The following is a 19,138-nucleotide window of genomic DNA, read 5'->3' on the forward strand; positions in this document are numbered from 1 at the left end:
CAGGTCGGCTACTGATCGTCGCCTTGGTAAGCCGTTACCTTACCAACTAGCTAATCAGACGCGGGTCCATCCTGTACTGGCTCACCTTTGATATTCAAGAGATGCCTCTCAAATATGTTATCCCGTATTAGCATACCTTTCGGTATGTTATCCGTGTGTACAGGGTAGGTTACCCACGCGTTACTCACCCGTCCGCCGCTCTTTACCGAAGTAAATCGCTCAACTTGCATGTGTTAGGCACGCCGCCAGCGTTCATCCTGAGCCAGGATCAAACTCTCAAATAAAAGTTTATCAGGCTCAGATACTATTGTTATCAAAATATCTGGCTTTATGGTTTGTTTCTTGTTTTATAAATTAACCTACTGTTTAATTTTCAAAGTTCATTTTTTATGTTTGCCCTTTTCTTAAGTACAAGTAATACTATATCATCTTAAAAATAATTCGTCAATACTTTTTTTGTTTTTTATTTTAAAAAAGGTTATAACTCTTTGTTTTTTTTAATAAACTTAACTAAAACTAATAGATATAACCCTTGATATTACAGACAATACATGCATATATAACTTTCCCTATTTTGCAATTTTATTTTCATAAGAATATGAATTGGCTCTTACTCTATCTGCCCAAACATTTATACTCTTAACTTTATTAACTTTAGTTGTACTTTCAAAAATATCCATTGCATCCTTACAAAAATATATCATAACATCAAGAACCAAAAATCCAACACAAAATAAGCATAAAAAATTAATCACTTGAAACATCAGACATTCCCCCAATAATTTTTTATATATAGTATTCTCAGAAATTATTCCTTTTACCTTCTCAAAAATTATTCTATATATTTTCATAATAAATTACTTTCAATCATATTTTCTAAATATAAAGTCTCAATCAACAAAAACTAATATCAATTTCTAACGTTTGTTGGTAATTTATAAATTAAATATATGAGAGTCTCTTTGAAACATATAAAAAGCATTCTACATTGACATTTTAAATAAAATAAAGCTATTTATTGCTAATTTAATAGTTACACTTTATTTAAAACTTAGTAGAATGCTAATATTTTTTAGTTCTCTTCTTCTTTATTTGAATTGTTATCAATAGGTTTCATAGTAGGGAATAATAATACATCTCTTATAGATGGAGAATTAGTTAATAACATAATTACTCTATCTATACCTATTCCTAATCCTCCTGTAGGAGGTAGACCTACCTCTAATGCTTTTAAGAAGTCTTCATCCATTTCAAAAGCTTCATCATCACCTAATTCTCTTTTTCTTAATTGGTCTACGAATCTTCCTTTTTGGTCAATCGGGTCATTAAGTTCAGAGAATGCATTAGCTAACTCCCACTTATTAGCAAATGCCTCAAATCTATCAGTTTTTCTTGGGTCTTCAACATTTCTCTTAGACAATGGAGATACTTCAACTGGATGATGAGTTATAAATGTTGGTTGGATTAATTTATCTTCTCCAAATTCTTCAAAGAAAGCATTTATTACTTCTCCTCTTCTCATTCCAGGTTTTATCTCTATACCTTTTTCTCTAGCAACTTCTAATGCTTCTTCATCTGTGTTTATAGTAGAAAAATCTACGCCAGAATACTCTTTAACACAATCTTCCATACTCATTCTCTTCCAAGGTGGTGTAAAGTTTATTTCTGTTCCTTGATAGTTAATTATCATACTTCCTGTAGCAACTTCCGCCATATGTGCAATAACATTTTCTGTTATTTCCATCATATCAGTATAATCTGCATATGCTTGATATAGTTCTATTGCAGTATATTCAGGATTATGTTTTAAGTCCATACCTTCATTTCTAAACATTCTTCCCATTTCATAAACTTTATCAAATCCACCAACAATAAGTCTCTTTAGATATAATTCATTTGCTATTCTTAAATACATTGGTATATGTAAAGTATTATGATTAGTTATGAACGGTCTAGCATTTGCTCCACCTGCTATAGTATTTAATATTGGAGTTTCAACTTCTAAAAATCCTCTATCATCTAAGTATGCTCTTAATGCTTTTAATGCTTTTGTTCTAATTAAAAAAGCATTTTTTACTTCTGGATTTACTATTAGGTCAACATATCTTTGTCTATATCTTAATTCTTGGTCTTTTAATCCATGATATTTTTCTGGTAGAACTTGTAAAGATTTACATAGCAATACTACAGATTTAGCCTTTACAGATATTTCTCCCTTTTTAGTTTTAAATATTTCTCCTTCAATTCCAACTATATCTCCAATATCATACGTCGAAAATACACTATATTCTTCCTCTCCTATAGCATCTAATCTTACATAAGATTGAATTCTTCCCTCTTGGTCTTGAATATCTATAAAGCCAGCTTTACCTTGTATTCTCTTGCTCATTATACGTCCTGCTATTTTTGTAGTTTTACCTTCAAGAGAATCAAAGTTGTCTTTTATCTCCATAGAATAATGAGTTCTATCATATCTACTTTCTTTAAAAGGGTCTCTACCTGTTTCTTGTAATTTTTTTAGTTTATCTCTTCTTACTTGAAGTACTTCACTAAGGTCTTCCTGAATTTGAGCTTCTTCATTGCTTTGTTGATTATTTTTCATTTTTTTCCTCCAGATTATCTTCTTATTTCTAATATTTCAAACTTAGCAACTCCATCAGGAACTTGCACTTCTACAACTTCTTTGACAGCTCTACCTAAAAGTGCTTTTCCTACAGGAGATTCGTTTGATATTTTACCATCATATGGGTCTGCTTCTGTCGAACCAACTATAGTATATTCAACCTCTTCATCAAATTCTAAATCCTTAACTTTAACTATTGATCCTATTGTAACAACATTAAGGTCTATTTTGCTTTCATCTATGATAACAGCTTTTCTAACCATATTTTCTAATTTTAGAATTCTTTCTTCAACTTGTGCTTGTTCCTTTTTAGCTTCATCATACTCAGCATTTTCAGATAAATCACCAAAAGATATAGCAACCTTTATTCTCTCTGCAACTTCTTTTCTCTTTACAACCTTTAAGTTTTCTAATTCTTCTTCTAATTTATCATATCCCTCTTGTGTCAATAAAAACTCTTTATTTTCTTCCATTATAAATACAACTCCTTCACAAATTTCTTAGGAATTTTCCTAATTATATTTTAAAAATTTTATAATCTTTTTTTAATTTATGCGCTATATTATAAGTCACTATTATTTTTATGTCAAGGAGTCTTCCATATAGTACTCCAATTTCGACACAACTTCTTGATAGTCTTCTATTTTGTTAATTTCATCCCTTAATTTTGCAGAGTTTCTAAGACCTTTTAAATACCAAGCGATGTGTTTTCTCATTTCCCTTACAGCTACATACTCTCCATGTTCTTCTACTGCAAGCTTTAAATGTTTAATGGCAGTACTTATTTTTTCGTTAAGAGTTGGCTCTGGCAAAATCTCGCCTGTATTCATATAATGGTTTATTCTTTTAAATATCCATGGGTTACCTTGAGCACCCCTACCTATCATTATAGCATCACAACCAGTTTTGTCTAACATATTTATTGAATCTTCGACTGTAAATACATCGCCATTTCCTATCACTGGTATGTTTAAGTTTTTCTTAATTTCTGCAATTATATCCCAATCTGCTTTACCTGTATAAAATTGTTCTCTTGTTCTTCCATGTATTGCTAAAGCACTTATTCCACAAGCTTCTGCTATTTTTGCTATTTCAACAGAATTTACACTATTGTCGTCCCATCCTTTTCTTATCTTTAAAGTTACTGGCTTTTTTGAATTCTTCACTACTGCATTCAATACCTTCTCTGCAAGCTTAGGATTTTTCATAAGTGCTGAACCATCTCCATTTTTAACTACCTTTGGAGCTGGACATCCCATATTTATATCTAGAATTTCATTTGAATAATCATTCATTATCTCTGCTGCTCTTCCCATAAAATCTGGTTCTGAACCAAATATCTGAACTGCTACAGGATGTTCTTCCTCTTCTATCTTAAGCATTTTTTTAGTATTTTCATCATCATAGCAAAGTGCCTTACCATTTATCATTTCTGTATATAAAAGTCCACAGTCTTGTTCTTTACAAATCAATCTAAATGGTAGGTCTGTTACCCCTGCCATAGGCGATAGAAAAACTTTATTTTTCAATTCTAAATTTCCTATTTTCATTGTTTTTCTCCTATTTTTCCTTTATTTTCTGATTTAACTTTAAATTCATATTTCCTCATTATAATATACCACACAAATCTAGAAATCTATCATAAAAAGGGAATTGGATATATAACCCAATTCCCTGTATATTAATTATTCTTGGTTTTTTTCATATATTATTCTCAATCCTTCTAGTGTTAAAAAACCATCTACATAATCTATACTTTTTGTCTCTGAAGCAATCAGTTTAGCTAATCCACCTGTAGCTATAACCTTAACATCATCACAATTCAATTCTTTCTTCATCATACTTATTATTTTATCAACTAAACCAACATATCCATAAATTATTCCAGATTGCATGGCTGATACAGTGCTCTTACAAATAGTCATACCTGGCTTAGCTAATTCTACTCTAGGTAATTTAGACGCACTCTGAAATAAAGCCTCACTAGATATTTTTATTCCTGGTGCTATTGTTCCACCTAAATATTCACCTTTTTTAGAGATAGCACAAAATGTAGTTGCTGTTCCAAAATCAACAAGTATACTTGGTGCTCCATATTTTTCTATACCTGCTACAGCATTAACTATCCTATCTGCTCCAACTTGTTTTGGATTATCATATTTTATATTTAGACCTGTTTTTATGCCTGGACCTACTATTAATGGTTGTTTCTTACAGTACTTTATACAAAAGTTTTCAAGAGAATGCATAACATTTGGAACTACAGATGATATTATCACATCATCAATATCATTTATATTCACATTATCATAATCAAATAGGTTACTTATTAGAATTCCATATTCATCAGATGTTTTTTCTCTATCTGTTTTAATTCTCCAATAATTAACTAATTTGTCACCTTTATATATACCTAAAACCATATTAGTATTTCCAACATCAAATACTAGAAGCATATGTCATTAACCTTCTTTCTATTTTTTGCTTTTCTTAAGTACAGTGGCAACGGCAGCTACTACTAAAGCCCCTACTATTGCTTCTGGTACTCCATTTGCTGCAGCAAGAGCCATTATTACTTTTCCTGCTGAACCACTTTTACCCATTGCCTGAAGATACTTGTCAGCATATAGGACATATATCATTCCTAAAACTCCAGCTGTATTTAACATGGAACCTATTGCTCCTGTAATTAAACCTGATATGTATACCTTATTTGTAGCTTTAATTATTAGCTGATATACATAGTAAGCCAATATACCTATCATAACTCTTGGTAATATTGAAACTAATGGATTTATAAAAACAAAAGATGTTACTGTTGGGTTTATTATAGCATTTAAGAGACTTGATACCCCAAATATAAATCCTATTACTCCCCCAACTATTGGTCCCTCCATAATAGCTCCAATAATAACTGGTATATGCATTATAGTTGCTTTTGTAGGTCCAACTGGAATAAATCCCAATGGAGTCATAGATAGCATAATAGAAATAGCTGATAGTACTCCTATTATAGTCATCTTTCTTACATTTACTTTTCTTACTGATGCACTTGTGTTCATCATAAAAAATACACCTCCGTTCCAGCTCATTACGATGCCGGACTACTTATTTTTTTAGTTTTTTCGTCTTTTTTTCTTATTAATTATGAGTCAAGCTACCATTGTAGGATGCCCGCTCTAACAAGAATAATTTTATCAAGATGAGTTGCCATTGTCAACAATTTGACAAGAAAAATATGCTAATTTCATCATATTTCTCGTTTTTTTACTATATCTTTATATGCTATTATATTTTCTACACTATCCGCTTTTTTTACTGCATTTATTATACTTTTTTCCACAACCTCTACAGCCAATGAACCTACTAATGTTATATCTGTTTCTATTTCTCCTGTCGATATTGTGAATATTGTATCTCCATCATGAGATGTATGGATAGGAAAGATAGCTTTAGCATATCCATCATGCCCCATTTGAGATATCTTTTTACATCCAGCCTTGGTTAACTTAGCATTTGTTGCAATTATCCCAATCGTAGTATTATCTATACTAAACCCACCCTTACCTTCGCCTTGTTTCATTAATTTATATGTATCAATAGTTTCTGTCTTTTTATCATTTAAAGCACCAGCTATAACCTTACCACTTTCATAAACATCTCCAAGAGCATTTACAGCAACCAATGCAGATACAATTAATCCATTATCTAATTTTATAGAATAGCTACCTATTCCACCTTTCATAGCATATTCCTGCCCTCTTATCTTTCCAACAGTGGCTCCACATCCTGCTCCATAATTTCCTTGATTTAAAACATCAGCATTTGCAACTTCACAAGCTCTATAACCCATCTGCATATCTGGTCTACATTTAAAATTTCCTACTCCTAAATCAAATAGAACCGCCCCCACAACTATAGGTACTTTTCCAACACCCACATCAAAGCCAATTCCTTTTTCCTCTAAGTATTTACTTACACCACAAGTAGATTCAAGACCATATACAGAACCTCCAGCTAAAACCACTGCATGGACTTTTTGAACCATATTTACAGGGTCTAATAAATCGGTTTCTCTAGTCCCTGGAGCAGAACCTCTTACATCAACACCACAAGTAGCTCCTTCTTCACATATTACTACTGTGCATCCAGTAAGACCATCTCTATCCTCAACCTGTCCAACCTTTAGACCTTCTATATCCAAAATATTATTATACATATCCCTTTTCTCCTCTTATAGAAACTTCACCTGAAATAATTTCTTTTACACTCCCATCACTGCTTTGAACTAACAGATTCCCTTCTTCATTTATGTCTAAGCATTTCACTAGTTCCTTATCATTGCCTTTTAATACATATATATTTTTATCTATAATTGCAGAATAATCTCTACATATTTTTAAGGTTTCCTCTTTGGAATTATTTGCAATATAATCTAAATATAATTTTTCAAATTCAGTCAATACATTTCTAACAATATCTACTCTGGATAACTTGTATCCTTCTTTATACAATGATGTAGCTTTATCAACTATTTCTGGTTCAAAATCCATTATCTTAACATTTATTCCAATTCCAAGAACAACATAATTTGTTCTTTCAATTTCAGCAGATAACTCTGTCAATATGCCACATATTTTTTTTCCATTTAAAATAACATCATTTGGCCACTTTATTAATGTATTTATTCCTAGATTATTTAAGGCTTTTGTTACACTTGCTCCTGCTATTAAAGTTATAAATGGAGCTTTAAATGGTTCCATATCCGGTTTTAATATAATACTCATCCATATTCCTTCATGAGGTTTGGAATCCCATCGTCTTCCCAATCGTCCTTTTCCCATATCTTGATGTTCACTTAAAATTACAGTTCCATCTACACTATTTGTAGCTATTCTTTTAGCATGTTCATTCGTTGAATCTACAGTTTCAAGATGTTCAATATTCTTTCCAATAAACTTTGTATTTAGTTTATAGTAAATATTCTGTGGACTCAACAAATCAGTTGGATTTTCTGCTAATCTATATCCTTTTTTATTTACAGATTCTATATTATATCCCTCTTCTTTTAAGGCTTTCATATGTTTCCATATAGCTGCACGTGACACCCCTAATTGTTTTGATAATTCCTCTCCTGAAATAAATTCAGATTTATTATTTAATATAATCTCTATTATCTTATCTCGCATATTTCACCTCTAATATGACATGATTTCATGACTTATTTTCTTCTAATAAATAATTATACATTATTAATACAACTTTAATACTATTAATTTTAAATTTCCTTTTTAATTATTCCCACAGTTAGATTTATATTTTATGTTGATAATTTATATGTTTTATATTTTACTTAAATATTTTTAAAATAATAAAAAAACTGAAAGTATCAATCAAATTAACATATGCAAATATACTTTGCTTATCAATTTAATATTATACTTTCAGTTTTAGTATTATTTAACCCATAATAGATAATAATCTTAAATTACTAATATTTTAAAATTATTTATCTTCATCAGATTTATTTTCTAAATTTTTGTTTATATCAATAACATTATTTCTTTCTTCTTCATTTTTTTCTAATTTTATAGTAAGTTGCTCTTCAATTTCTTTAGGAGAATTTTCCTCTGTAATTGCATTTTCAATATCATTTAATGGTAATTCTTTATTGAATGCTTTTACAAATTGCTTTGCATCTAAAGTTTCGTATATAAGTAAAGCTTGTGCTACATACTCTAATCTATCCATATTTTCTTGTAATATACTTCTTGTCTTATCGTATGCATCATCAACTATACGCTTTGTTTCTTGGTCTATTTCAAAAGCAACTTCTTCAGAATAGTTTCTCTTGCTTGAAAAACTATTACCTAGAAATACTTCATCATCACTATCAAATGACATTGGCCCAAGCTTAGAACTCATTCCATATTTGGTTACCATACTTCTTGCAGTAGCTGTAACTCTTTCTAAGTCATTTGAAGCACCTGTAGATACATCTTTAAGTACTAACTCTTCTGCTACTCTACCACCAAGTAAAACTACAATATTTTCTTTCATTTCATTTTTTGTAGCATAAAACTTATCTTCAACAGGAAGTTGCATTGTAAACCCTCCAGCTCTTCCTCTTGGAACTATTGTAACTTGATGAACAGGACTTACTTCCTCAAGTACATGAGCACAAACTGCATGCCCTCCTTCATGATATGCTGTAAGTCTTCTTTCTTTCTCACTTATTACTTTTGATTTTTTAGCTACACCTGCTATAACCTTTGTTATAGCTTCTTCTATAGTTTCCATCTTAATTTTCTTTTCTCTTTTTCTAGCTGTTAATATTGCAGCTTCATTCATTAAGTTCTCTATATCAGCAGGAGTAAATCCTGGTGTTCTTCTAGCTAAGACATCCATTTTTACATCATCACTTAATGGCTTATTTCTTGAGTGAACTTTAAATATAGCCTCTCTACCTTTTACATCTGGTGTACCAACAACAACTTGTCTGTCAAATCTTCCTGGTCTAAGTAAAGCTGGGTCAAGTATATCTGGTCTATTTGTTGCTGCCATGATTATTATACCTTGGTTTACTCCAAATCCATCCATTTCAACTAGAAGTTGATTAAGAGTTTGCTCTCTTTCATCATGACCTCCACCAAGACCTGCTCCTCTTTTTCTACCAACTGCATCAATTTCATCTATGAATATTATGGCTGGAGCACTTTTCTTAGCCTGTTCAAATAAATCTCTTACTCTTGATGCACCAACCCCAACAAACATCTCAACGAAATCAGAACCACTTATACTGAAAAATGGAACGCCTGCCTCTCCTGCAACTGCTCTTGATAGATATGTTTTACCAGTTCCAGGTGGGCCTACCATAAGCATACCTTTTGGTATTCTTGCACCTAATTCAATATATTTCTTAGGATTCTTTAAGAAGTCTACTACCTCTTGTAAGTCTTCTTTTTCTTCATCTAAACCAGCTACATCTTTAAATGTAACTCTAGTTTTTTCATCATCTTTATGAACCTTAGCTTTTGATTTACCAAAGCTCATAACCTTTCCGCCTCCACCTTGAGACTGATTCATAAATACGAACCAAAGAATCACCATAAAGAATATTAACAGTAATGTGGGCAACATTTCGACAAACCAAGGTGTAGATGGCTTAGCTTCACCACCAAAAGTTAGTTTCCCTGCTTTAGCTTGGTCTAACACCTCATCTGCAAGTTTATTTCCCATTACTTCTGTTGGAACATATGATTTAAACTTTGTATTTGTATCTTTTATAGTACCTTCTACAGAAGTTTGATTTACAAAGTATAATCTTGATATATTCTCATCTGTTAATTCTCTATATACTTCAGAGAATTTTAAATCTTTTATTTTTTCTGTAGGCTTACCTGAGAATTGAACTATACCTACTATAATTATAAAAACAAGTAGATAAAAACCTGCCCCTTTTAGCAACTTATTCAATATAGAAGCCCTCCTTTCATACATTGCTTTGCCCTATAATTTGTTGAAATTAATTTTTAATACTTCTTTTGTGCTTTCATCAATTTTATAATTCTCACTGATTTTATAATCTCCAACACATATTATTCCTTCACTATCTGTGATTATAGGAATTTTACATCTTTCTTCTCTTGGGATTTTTAAATCTATGAATAAATCCTTCACTTTTTTACTTCCCATAGCAAGCTTTATCTTATCACCTTGCCTTCTACTTCTTATTACTATACCCCCTTTTACCTTATTAAAATCAAACCCTTTAGATGAATTGTCTAATTTCATACTCTTATACCTATCTATACTTATTACTTGGGTCTCAATAATTTGTTTTAATTCTTTTATTTTTATAAACCCATTACTAGGTACATTGTAATAAAATTCAATTTCCTCATTAACAATTTCCTCATTGGTTAATATTATACTGTCTTTTTTTCTATAAACAAATATATTTCTTGGAAGAGTTAACATTTTATTTACTTTTGAATCACTTTCTAAAGACATTATATCCTCTATATGTCTTTGGTCAACAAAATTAGTATCTCCTAGTATATGTTTTATAGAATTTCTAAGAACCCTAACTTTGATTGCATCATGCAAGCAAATAAAATTATCTAAATTTATCTCTACAAAGCCTTTTTCTTTTACATTTGAAACTTCTCTAAATTTAGCCTCCGCCTCTTTCTCAATATAATCGTTATCACTTTTTAAACTATTGCTCATCCTCACTATAGATTCTATTACATTTGAATTAAAATTATCCTTCATATATGGTAAAAGGTCTAACCTTATTTTATTTCTAGTGTATATATTTTCTAAATTTGTTTTATCTATTCTCGGGTTTAAATTATAAGCTTCACAATACTCCTCTATCTCACTTCTTTCCACATCTAATATGGGTCTAATTATGCAATTATCTCTAATATAATCAATTCCCTTTAGACCTGTTAAACCTGTTCCTCTCATAATACGCATCATAACAGTTTCAGCTTGGTCATTGAGATTATGACCTATTGCTATTTTATTGGCTTTAATCTTATCCTTAATTTCATAAAACATTTCATATCTTAGCTTCCTTGCTCCTTCTTCTAATGATAATCCCTCATTTTCACAATATTTTGGTACATTAATAGACTTTACAAAGAATACAATTCCCATATCCTCACAAAGCTTAGATACATATAATGCATCTTTTTGAGCTTCTATCCCTCTTATTTGATGATTTAAATGTGCTGCATATATTTCTATATTAAAATCTTTTTTCAATCTATTTAGTACATGCAATAAACAAACTGAATCAGGTCCTCCAGAAAGACCTAAAACTATTTTATCGCCTTTTTGTATTAAATTATGTTTATTTATAGTACCTAGTACCTTATCAAATATCATATTTATCCCTCTTACACTTAGTTTTATTCACTTTTAAGTATACTTTCTATAAAAAAACGCTAAACCCTTGTATCAATTTTAAGAAATTAAAGTTTAATATAAATATAATAATACCAAATAAATTAAATAAAAGGTAGTTTTTTCACTACCTTTATAAAATTTCTGGAAAATAGCTATAGTTATTATTTAATACCTATGTATATATCTATTTTATTCCTACCTAAAAATAAATCTTGTATCTTTATATTATAGTCTATTTTCAATTTTATGTATTCCCCTTCTTGTATATTTATATCTAATTCTCTTGTATCAATATCAATTAATAAAGTAGCTTGTGGGGTCACATATTTTGTAGTGCTACTTTCTCCACATTTAAACAGCATTGTTGAGTTAATAGCGCCAAACTTTTTGATACTAACTTCATTTTTAAGTATCTTTATAGTATTAGTTATTTCTATATTTTCTTCTTTTTCCTTGTAAATAACATATATTCCATCATTTTTGTAAAAAATTTTACCAAAGGCAGTCATCTCTATGGTGTCCATATTTCCTTTTTCATCATATTGTCTAGTATTTATACTTATTTTTACACTCAACGATTTTTCCTCCATAGATTCTTCATATAAGCTAATATTTTTGTATTTCTACTTTTTGAATCTTATCAATTTTTTTCTTTAAAAATTCTCTTGCTATATCTGAAAATTTTTCATGTATATCTGATACATAATATTGATAAGTTCCGTGAACTTCTGTATTGTTTATAATATTTTGTCCCTCTAAAATTGTTTTTAAATCTTTAGCAGTCTCTTTAGCTGGATTAACTAGTTTTATATGTTCTCCAACTTCTTCACCTATTGTTCTCTTCAAAATAGGATAATGAGTACATCCTAATACTAGAGAATCTATGTTTTTTTCTTTCAATTCTTGTAAATATATCTTTGCTGTCAATTTAGCTACTTCTGTATTTGCCCATCCTTCTTCAACAATAGGTACAAATAGAGGACATGCTTTATTGACAATTTCTATGCTCTCATCTATTTTAGATATTTCCAAATTGTATGCTTTTGAACTTATAGTTCCTTCAGTTCCTATTATTCCTACAATTTTGTTTTTTGTAGAACTTACAGCTGTTCTAGCTCCTGCTTCTATAACACCAATTATTGGTATATCATATTTTTCTTGAGCTTCTTTTAAACTTCTTGCAGTAGCAGTGTTACATGCTATAACTATAGCTTTTACATCTCTTGTTTTTAAAAAGTTTATGGCTTGAAAAGTATATTTAATTATAGTTTCTTTAGACCTTGAACCATATGGTATTCTAGCAGTATCTCCAAAATATATTATATCTTCATTTGGTAATATCTTCATTATCTCTTTTAAAACTGTTAATCCACCCAATCCTGAATCAAAAACTCCTATTGGCTTATTGCTCATATTTATACAACACCTACTTTACATTTTTGTGTTTAACAACAACTTATTTATCGCTAAAATTTTTATTTATATTCATAATTAATATATTATTACCTAAATGATTATTATAGTTTATTTTACACAAAAAATAAAGGAGCTATCTAAAATTAGAAAATAATTTCTAGAAAAAGACAACTCCTTTCACTACTTAAAAATTTAAATTTATTTTGCAAACACATGATTTCCTATTCTCATATATGGATTTAGTCTATTTATCCATTTGCAAGTGGCTATTTCTGGATTCCAGAAATATACTGCTTTATTAGTTGGGTCAGTTCCATAAAGAGCTTCTTGAGCTGCTTTACATGCTGAGTCTGTCGGTGTCATCTTTATTGAACCATCAAGCACAACTGAGAAAGCATTTTTTTGGTATATAACTTCTTCTATTGTGTCTGGAAATCTAGGGTCCAATACTCTATTTATTACTACAGCTGCTACAGCAACCTGTCCCTCATAGCTTTCTCCTCTAGCTTCTCCTGCAACCAACTTAGATAATAGTATTAAGTCATTATCAGATAAATTTATGACTTCTTTCTTTGCTATATTTTTTTCTTGTTTATTTATTTTCTTAATCTTCTCTGTTGGTTCATATGCAAATACCTCTTTAATAGGTATAAATATAAAAGTCAAAGCTAATAGTATAGCCATCAGTTTACTCCACCTGTCCATGATTAAAACCACTCCTTACAATCTTATTTTTAAAATTTTTTCTCTAAATCTTTTACCACTTCAAGTACTTTAAATTTAATTTTTACTCTACTTGTTTTCTTTGGTGTATCTTGCTTTATTAACTTATATTCTTCATCAGTTAAAACTTCTTTCAACTTATCGTCTGTAGATTTATCTATTACTCCATTAGACTCATCAACAAAGCATAGTGGAGGGAACATAACACACCACCAATTTTTTCCTTCACCTTTTCCAATAATAATCTTTAATGCCTTATATTCACCAGCAGGAAGAACTATATTAGAATATTGTTTAGTAGGAAAGTTGCTGTATTGTATACCTACCTTTACACTGTAATTATATCCATTTTCAAGAATAATATTTTTACTTATTTCTTCCAGATTACTATATTCCTTTTTTATAATAGCTTCACTCTCTTTTATACTTTTTGAATTTTGAAGCTTTGGTTGTAAATATTTTATTACTTCATCTCTAACTTTTAGTTTAAGTTCTTGGTCTTCATCTGTATTGCTGTTTGCTATAACATGAAATCTTATTAATTTATCTTTATAATCTTTTGATATATTATCTACCTTTTTTACCTCACCATTTATTACTATTGTCATTATTGATATGACTGATATAAGACTTAATATTAATAGTCCCAATCTAATCTTAATTTTTCTCATTGAAAATTCCCCCTTAAGATAAATTTATATCATCAATTATGTCCAATTAAATTTAATTTATTCATAATATTTTTTAATATTAATAAAAAAAGCTATTTTAAAATGATTGTAATCATTTTAAAATAGCTTTTTAAACTTATATTTTATAAGTCTTTACTAATCATAGCCTTATCTATCATAAACTGCTCTGCTTTTTCTATATGCTCCGTAGCATACTTCTTAGATAGCTCACTATCACCTTTAATTATAGCATCAAGTAAATATTTATGCTCTTCAACAATATTATGCGATGTATCATAAGCAGACATGTAAGTAACCCTAAACCTATATACTTGTTCCCATAATGAGTTTATTAATTGGATTAATTTTTTATTATTAGTTGCTTTAAATATACATTCATGAAATTCTACATCAAGTTTTAACAGTGCATCTACATCGGATTCTAAAGTACTCTTTTTGAATTCTTCTGATATATCTTTAAGCTTTTTAATATCTTCATCACTAATTCTTTCGGCGGCAAGATATGCTGCTAAGCCTTCTAAGCTTGCTCTTACTTCTAATACATCCATAATATCCTTTAACGACATATTTGCAACATACGCACCTTTCCTAGGCAACATAACAACTAAACCTTCTAATTCAAGCTTTCTTATTGCCTCTCTCACTGGAGTTCTGCTTACTCCTAATTGTTCTGCTAGTTGTACTTCCATTAGCCTTTGACCAGGCTTTAATTTTCCTTCTAAGATTGCCTCTCTTAAATTTTCAAAGACTACATCTCTTAATGGCTTGTAATTATCCAAGTTCAGTTTAGTTAAATTCTCCACAAATTTCAACCCCTTTTTGACTGCTATTAACAACATACACCTGTTTATATTTTTTTAATAATTCTTTTTTTCCAATTAGAGCATCTTCTTTACTTTCAAATAGTCCAAAAACTGTAGGACCACTTCCACTCATCATAGAACCTAAAGCATTATTTTTCATCATTACTTGCTTTATATCATTTATTTCTCTATGTTTACTTATAGTAACATTTTCAAGAATATTTACCATGCTTTCTGATACAGCTTTTATATCTTCAGACTTTAAACACTCCATCAAATATTTATTATTTGGTCTTTTTTTAATATTATTCAAATCTAATCCTTGATAAACTTCTTTAGTAGAAACGAATAAGTCTGGTTTACATATCAATATATTCATATCACACGGTAAACCTTTGATGTCTGTTAGCTTTTCTCCAACACCTTGAGCTAAAGCAGGTCTTCCTGATATACAAAATGGAACATCTGCTCCTAAATTAAATCCTATTTCTTTTAATTCATCTTCAGATAATCCAAGTTTCCATAATTGATTTAGACCTACTAATACTGCGGCTGCATTAGAACTTCCTCCAGCCATTCCTGCTGCTACAGGAATATTTTTTTCTATGAATATCTCTACACCTTTTTTTATATCAAATTTATTCTTAAGTATTTTGGCAGCTTTATAAACAATATTATCTTCATCTAAAGGAATATCTAAACTAGTGCTTTTTACCTTTATTTCATCTTCATCTAAATTTTTTATCTCTACTATATCGTATAAATCTATCGTTTGCATTATCATTTCAACAAAATGATAACCGTCTTGCCTTTTTCCTAAGACATCAATGGATAAATTTATTTTTGCTCTACTCTTTAGTCTTATAAAATCCATTCTATCCTCCTTGTTTAAAGAATAATGCATCACTAACAATAATATTATACTACAAAAAATAAAATAATAGGGTATTATAATACCCTATTATACTTAATTACTTTAAATTTTTTAACATTAATCTACTAATACGACTTTTTTTTCTAAAATAAGACACTTACCAGGCTTAATTGGTTCATCAAGTTTTATATCATTAAGTTCTGCAATTTCATTTTCTGTTGTATTGTATTTTTTTGCAATGTTCCAGAAAGTATCTCCTTCTTTACATATATATACGATTATGCTAGGAGCTTTAGATAAATCATAGACACCTTGGTCTTCACCCTTGATAATAAAGTTTTCTGCTTTCTTATCTAATGCTTCAGTAAATCGCTTGATTTTTATAATCAAATCTATCTGGTCTCTATTCAAATCAACTTCAACTTTATCAATACATGCTGTATTAAACACAGATGCTGTATCAGTTAAATTATCCATCTCTATATCGTGTTCAAATGGAATTTCTTCACTAATTTTATAAACCAATTTTAAACCTTCAACTGGAACAAATAAAATTTCAACTTTTACGATTCCTTGTATAATGCTTTTATTTCCTTCAATATAGCTATTTTCTATAGACATAGTTGGACAAACGCTTACAATATCTTTTATTTGTATATCATCATTATCATTTCTTATGCCTTCTCTAACCATAAATGTTTCTTCACTATTTCTTAAAGTCTTATTCAACTGAATAGGTTTATGGTCAAATTTTATTATTTTTTGAGGAGAATATGCATCTTGTAATACTTCTCTTGTCACTTCATCTGTAACTTTTACTTTACAACAAGCCATACAATCTATTTCTAAAAGACCTGTATTACTTTCACTATTTTGTTTGAAAATATGATTAAAGTCTGACATAGATAACAGAACTTCCTCAGTCATACCATCACTAACTCCAGGTACTTCTACAAATTGAGTAAACTCAATACCTACTCTATCCAACTCCACAAGTTCACCCTCATATGTACAAGCTAATGGATTTATTTCTAATACTCCACCAATAATAACTTTATTGTCAGTCACTCTACTTTCTTTTACTTTAACACATGGATTCAAACTTATTATAGACTGAATTTCTTCTGTGTTTATAGTTATAGTATCTCTTATAGAACTTTCTGCTTTTTCTATTCCAACTATATCTTGAAAACATATTTCCTTTCTGTACTTTTGTATTCCTTCTACTTGTGCTACATCTTTTACAATGTCTAATCTTTGCTTCTCAAACAAACTTCCCCTTATATTCATAAGAGCTCCTACTTTAATTTTTCTCTCATTCATTATAGTACAATCCATATGCTCTACTTCTGAAAACAACATGTATTCCATATCTTGAACAACATTATCTTTTTCTATTACTTCGTTTATATCTACTTTCCCATCTACATTAGAAATAGTATTTTTATCATCTGCAATATAGATTACATTATAATTAAAACTTCCTCTACAAAGTATCTTCCCATCTGCCATTTCAATTTTTTTAATTGATATGTACCCTTCTGTTTTTACAATTTCATATACATCTAATTTTTTGTCCGGCACAACTGCCTCCGCCTCAATGAATGTTTGAAATTTTCCAAAGTCTATTCTATTGTCAACCTTAATTACATCTTTAATTAATTCCATAGCTTACCTCCTTAAGTATTATAAAAATATCACACTATATTTATATTTAAGAAGCAAAAAAAAAATTACACCTATTTTTAATAGGTATAATTTTAACTGATTTGTAATTTATCTTGATCTCTAAAAACTTGTAACTTTACATTAGATGTTAATAAATCTGAGTAACTATAAGATACTCTAGGATATCCATTACTTTCATCATCTAATTTTATAACAAACACGCTTGGATAAACTTTTTCTAGTATACCCTCTTTTGTAATAATCTGCTTTCTTCCTTTATTAGCTTTCAACAATATTTTCTTTCCTATATGTCTCTCTAAGCTTACTCTTATCTTGTCTAGAGTTTGAACAGTAGCCACAATATCACCTTCTTTAACGTTTATATGTTTACATAATATCACATATAAACATTTTTGTCAAATGTTTAAACTAATTATTTTATATATTTTTTGCAAAAATGTCAATACTATTTTTGAAGATATACAGTATAATTATGTTAATTTTTGCTAATGTAATATTGTTTTTGGCATTGCCCATCTAAATTTTCCTCTTGTTTCAGAACCACCAATTCCCTTAACACCTGTAATAGTCTGCTCTATAACCTCATCAATAGGCACTACTACATCAATTCTTGAACAAGCAATTTTCTCTACTATAAAAACAGGGTCTAATGCATGTATCATTATTCTTCCAGGTGAACTTGCATAGTTTGCTCCTGCACTTATTATTTTTTCATAATTTGATTGGCATGCTCCTGCAAATATAACAAGATTATCCAAATTTGGTTGCCATTTACGTGCTTCTTTTACTGTTTTAATAAAGTTTAAAGAGTTTCTATAGTTACTCATATCTTCTATATCCCCTCTTTTTATTGTCATTGCATCATGACCTGTTATTACTAGTATATCTGGATTATATTTTTCTAGTAACGCTCTTACTTCTTTATATTGATTTTGTTCTGAAACAGCTACACCTACTGCAGGTATTCCAAGTTGAGCATATACATCCAAGCAAATCTTTAAATATTCTTTATCTCCATCTATCTGTAATACCTTTCCAGGCATTCCATATGTGTTAGGATTTAATTGAAGTTTTGGAACTGCTCTTGTCATTCTTTTTTGTCTTTCTTTAGCTTTTCTTACTGACTTATATAATAAATTTTCTACATTTTTATCTATTAATATACCTTTTATATCAGGTGCTTTTACTAATTCTAAGTCATCAATATAAGCATCTGCTATTACTCTAAATGCAATTCCCTTTAGTATAGCTATTTTCTCATTATTTTCATCTACACCAAAAGAGACTATTTTAAATACTATATCTTTGTCATGTGACTTTCTAGCTACAATGTCTCCTACCTTCATAGTTAAACCTCCAGTAAATTTTTATCTTAGTTTATACTATGTTCGATATAAAA

Annotated in this window: 19 protein-coding genes and 1 rRNA gene; all 20 read right to left on the bottom strand. The window is 29.5% G+C overall.

What is annotated here, in order from left to right; translation table 11 throughout:
- A 16S ribosomal RNA gene (locus KGF39_RS01060) occupies positions 1-284 on the bottom strand; the annotation flags it as partial.
- A gap of 285 nt (positions 285-569) precedes the next feature.
- Positions 570-764 (bottom strand): hypothetical protein, encoded by a 195-nt coding sequence (locus KGF39_RS01065; protein ID WP_054275396.1) that lies wholly within the window; start codon positions 762-764, stop codon positions 570-572.
- Between the two features lie 308 nt (positions 765-1,072).
- Positions 1,073-2,602 carry a lysine--tRNA ligase gene (lysS, locus tag KGF39_RS01070; RefSeq protein WP_227820863.1) on the bottom strand — a complete coding sequence of 510 codons (1,530 nt, stop codon included), beginning with the start codon at positions 2,600-2,602 and terminating at the stop codon, positions 1,073-1,075.
- Positions 2,603-2,616: 14 nt separating this feature from the next.
- Positions 2,617-3,096, bottom strand: coding sequence for a transcription elongation factor GreA (greA, locus tag KGF39_RS01075; protein ID WP_107598370.1), 480 nt, complete (start codon positions 3,094-3,096; stop codon positions 2,617-2,619).
- Positions 3,097-3,204: 108 nt separating this feature from the next.
- Complete coding sequence (gene dusB / locus KGF39_RS01080; protein WP_227820864.1) at positions 3,205-4,173, bottom strand: tRNA dihydrouridine synthase DusB; 969 nt, start codon at positions 4,171-4,173, stop codon at positions 3,205-3,207.
- Positions 4,174-4,308: 135 nt separating this feature from the next.
- On the bottom strand, positions 4,309-5,079 hold the full coding sequence (locus KGF39_RS01085) for a type III pantothenate kinase (RefSeq protein WP_227820865.1): 771 nt from the start codon (positions 5,077-5,079) through the stop codon (positions 4,309-4,311).
- 18 nt (positions 5,080-5,097) lie between these two features.
- Positions 5,098-5,688: an ECF transporter S component gene (locus KGF39_RS01090; RefSeq protein WP_054275400.1), complete on the bottom strand. Its 591-nt coding sequence runs from the start codon at positions 5,686-5,688 to the stop codon at positions 5,098-5,100.
- A gap of 185 nt (positions 5,689-5,873) precedes the next feature.
- Positions 5,874-6,842: a P1 family peptidase gene (locus tag KGF39_RS01095; protein ID WP_227820866.1), complete on the bottom strand. Its 969-nt coding sequence runs from the start codon at positions 6,840-6,842 to the stop codon at positions 5,874-5,876.
- Positions 6,835-7,812, bottom strand: a complete 978-nt coding sequence (locus KGF39_RS01100) for a biotin--[acetyl-CoA-carboxylase] ligase (protein ID WP_227820867.1) — start codon at positions 7,810-7,812, stop codon at positions 6,835-6,837. Before KGF39_RS01100 ends, KGF39_RS01095 begins: the two co-directional genes overlap by 8 nt.
- 316 nt (positions 7,813-8,128) lie before the next feature.
- Positions 8,129-10,099, bottom strand: coding sequence for an ATP-dependent zinc metalloprotease FtsH (gene ftsH, locus KGF39_RS01105; RefSeq protein WP_054275403.1), 1,971 nt, complete (start codon positions 10,097-10,099; stop codon positions 8,129-8,131).
- Between the two features lie 33 nt (positions 10,100-10,132).
- Positions 10,133-11,521, bottom strand: a complete 1,389-nt coding sequence (tilS, locus tag KGF39_RS01110; protein WP_107595743.1) for a tRNA lysidine(34) synthetase TilS — start codon at positions 11,519-11,521, stop codon at positions 10,133-10,135.
- 182 nt (positions 11,522-11,703) lie between these two features.
- The gene (locus tag KGF39_RS01115) at positions 11,704-12,132 is read right to left on the bottom strand and encodes a DUF1934 domain-containing protein (RefSeq protein ID WP_306800909.1); all 429 of its coding nucleotides are present in this window, start codon (positions 12,130-12,132) and stop codon (positions 11,704-11,706) included.
- Positions 12,133-12,148: 16 nt separating this feature from the next.
- Positions 12,149-12,955, bottom strand: coding sequence for a glutamate racemase (gene murI, locus KGF39_RS01120; RefSeq protein WP_227820869.1), 807 nt, complete (start codon positions 12,953-12,955; stop codon positions 12,149-12,151).
- A 201-nt stretch (positions 12,956-13,156) separates the two neighbouring features.
- Positions 13,157-13,642 carry a cell wall hydrolase gene (locus KGF39_RS01125; RefSeq protein ID WP_227820870.1) on the bottom strand — a complete coding sequence of 162 codons (486 nt, stop codon included), beginning with the start codon at positions 13,640-13,642 and terminating at the stop codon, positions 13,157-13,159.
- A gap of 50 nt (positions 13,643-13,692) precedes the next feature.
- The gene (gene spoIIR, locus KGF39_RS01130; RefSeq protein WP_227820871.1) at positions 13,693-14,352 is read right to left on the bottom strand and encodes a stage II sporulation protein R; all 660 of its coding nucleotides are present in this window, start codon (positions 14,350-14,352) and stop codon (positions 13,693-13,695) included.
- A 143-nt stretch (positions 14,353-14,495) separates the two neighbouring features.
- Positions 14,496-15,176, bottom strand: coding sequence for a GntR family transcriptional regulator (locus KGF39_RS01135; protein WP_009892132.1), 681 nt, complete (start codon positions 15,174-15,176; stop codon positions 14,496-14,498).
- A complete protein-coding gene (gene ispE / locus KGF39_RS01140; protein ID WP_054275409.1) occupies positions 15,160-16,050 on the bottom strand; it encodes a 4-(cytidine 5'-diphospho)-2-C-methyl-D-erythritol kinase in 891 nt (296 codons plus the stop codon). The genes KGF39_RS01135 and ispE overlap by 17 nt, the downstream gene beginning before the upstream one ends.
- 117 nt (positions 16,051-16,167) lie before the next feature.
- Complete coding sequence (locus KGF39_RS01145; protein WP_227820872.1) at positions 16,168-17,718, bottom strand: DUF3794 and LysM peptidoglycan-binding domain-containing protein; 1,551 nt, start codon at positions 17,716-17,718, stop codon at positions 16,168-16,170.
- A gap of 92 nt (positions 17,719-17,810) precedes the next feature.
- A complete protein-coding gene (locus KGF39_RS01150) occupies positions 17,811-18,077 on the bottom strand; it encodes a Veg family protein (protein WP_009892135.1) in 267 nt (88 codons plus the stop codon).
- Between the two features lie 147 nt (positions 18,078-18,224).
- Positions 18,225-19,085 (bottom strand): sporulation peptidase YabG, encoded by an 861-nt coding sequence (yabG, locus tag KGF39_RS01155; RefSeq protein WP_227820873.1) that lies wholly within the window; start codon positions 19,083-19,085, stop codon positions 18,225-18,227.
- Positions 19,086-19,138: the final 53 nt, after the last annotated feature.

Source organism: Clostridioides sp. ZZV14-6345, from assembly GCF_020657775.1.
GTDB lineage: Bacteria > Bacillota > Clostridia > Peptostreptococcales > Peptostreptococcaceae > Clostridioides > Clostridioides difficile_D.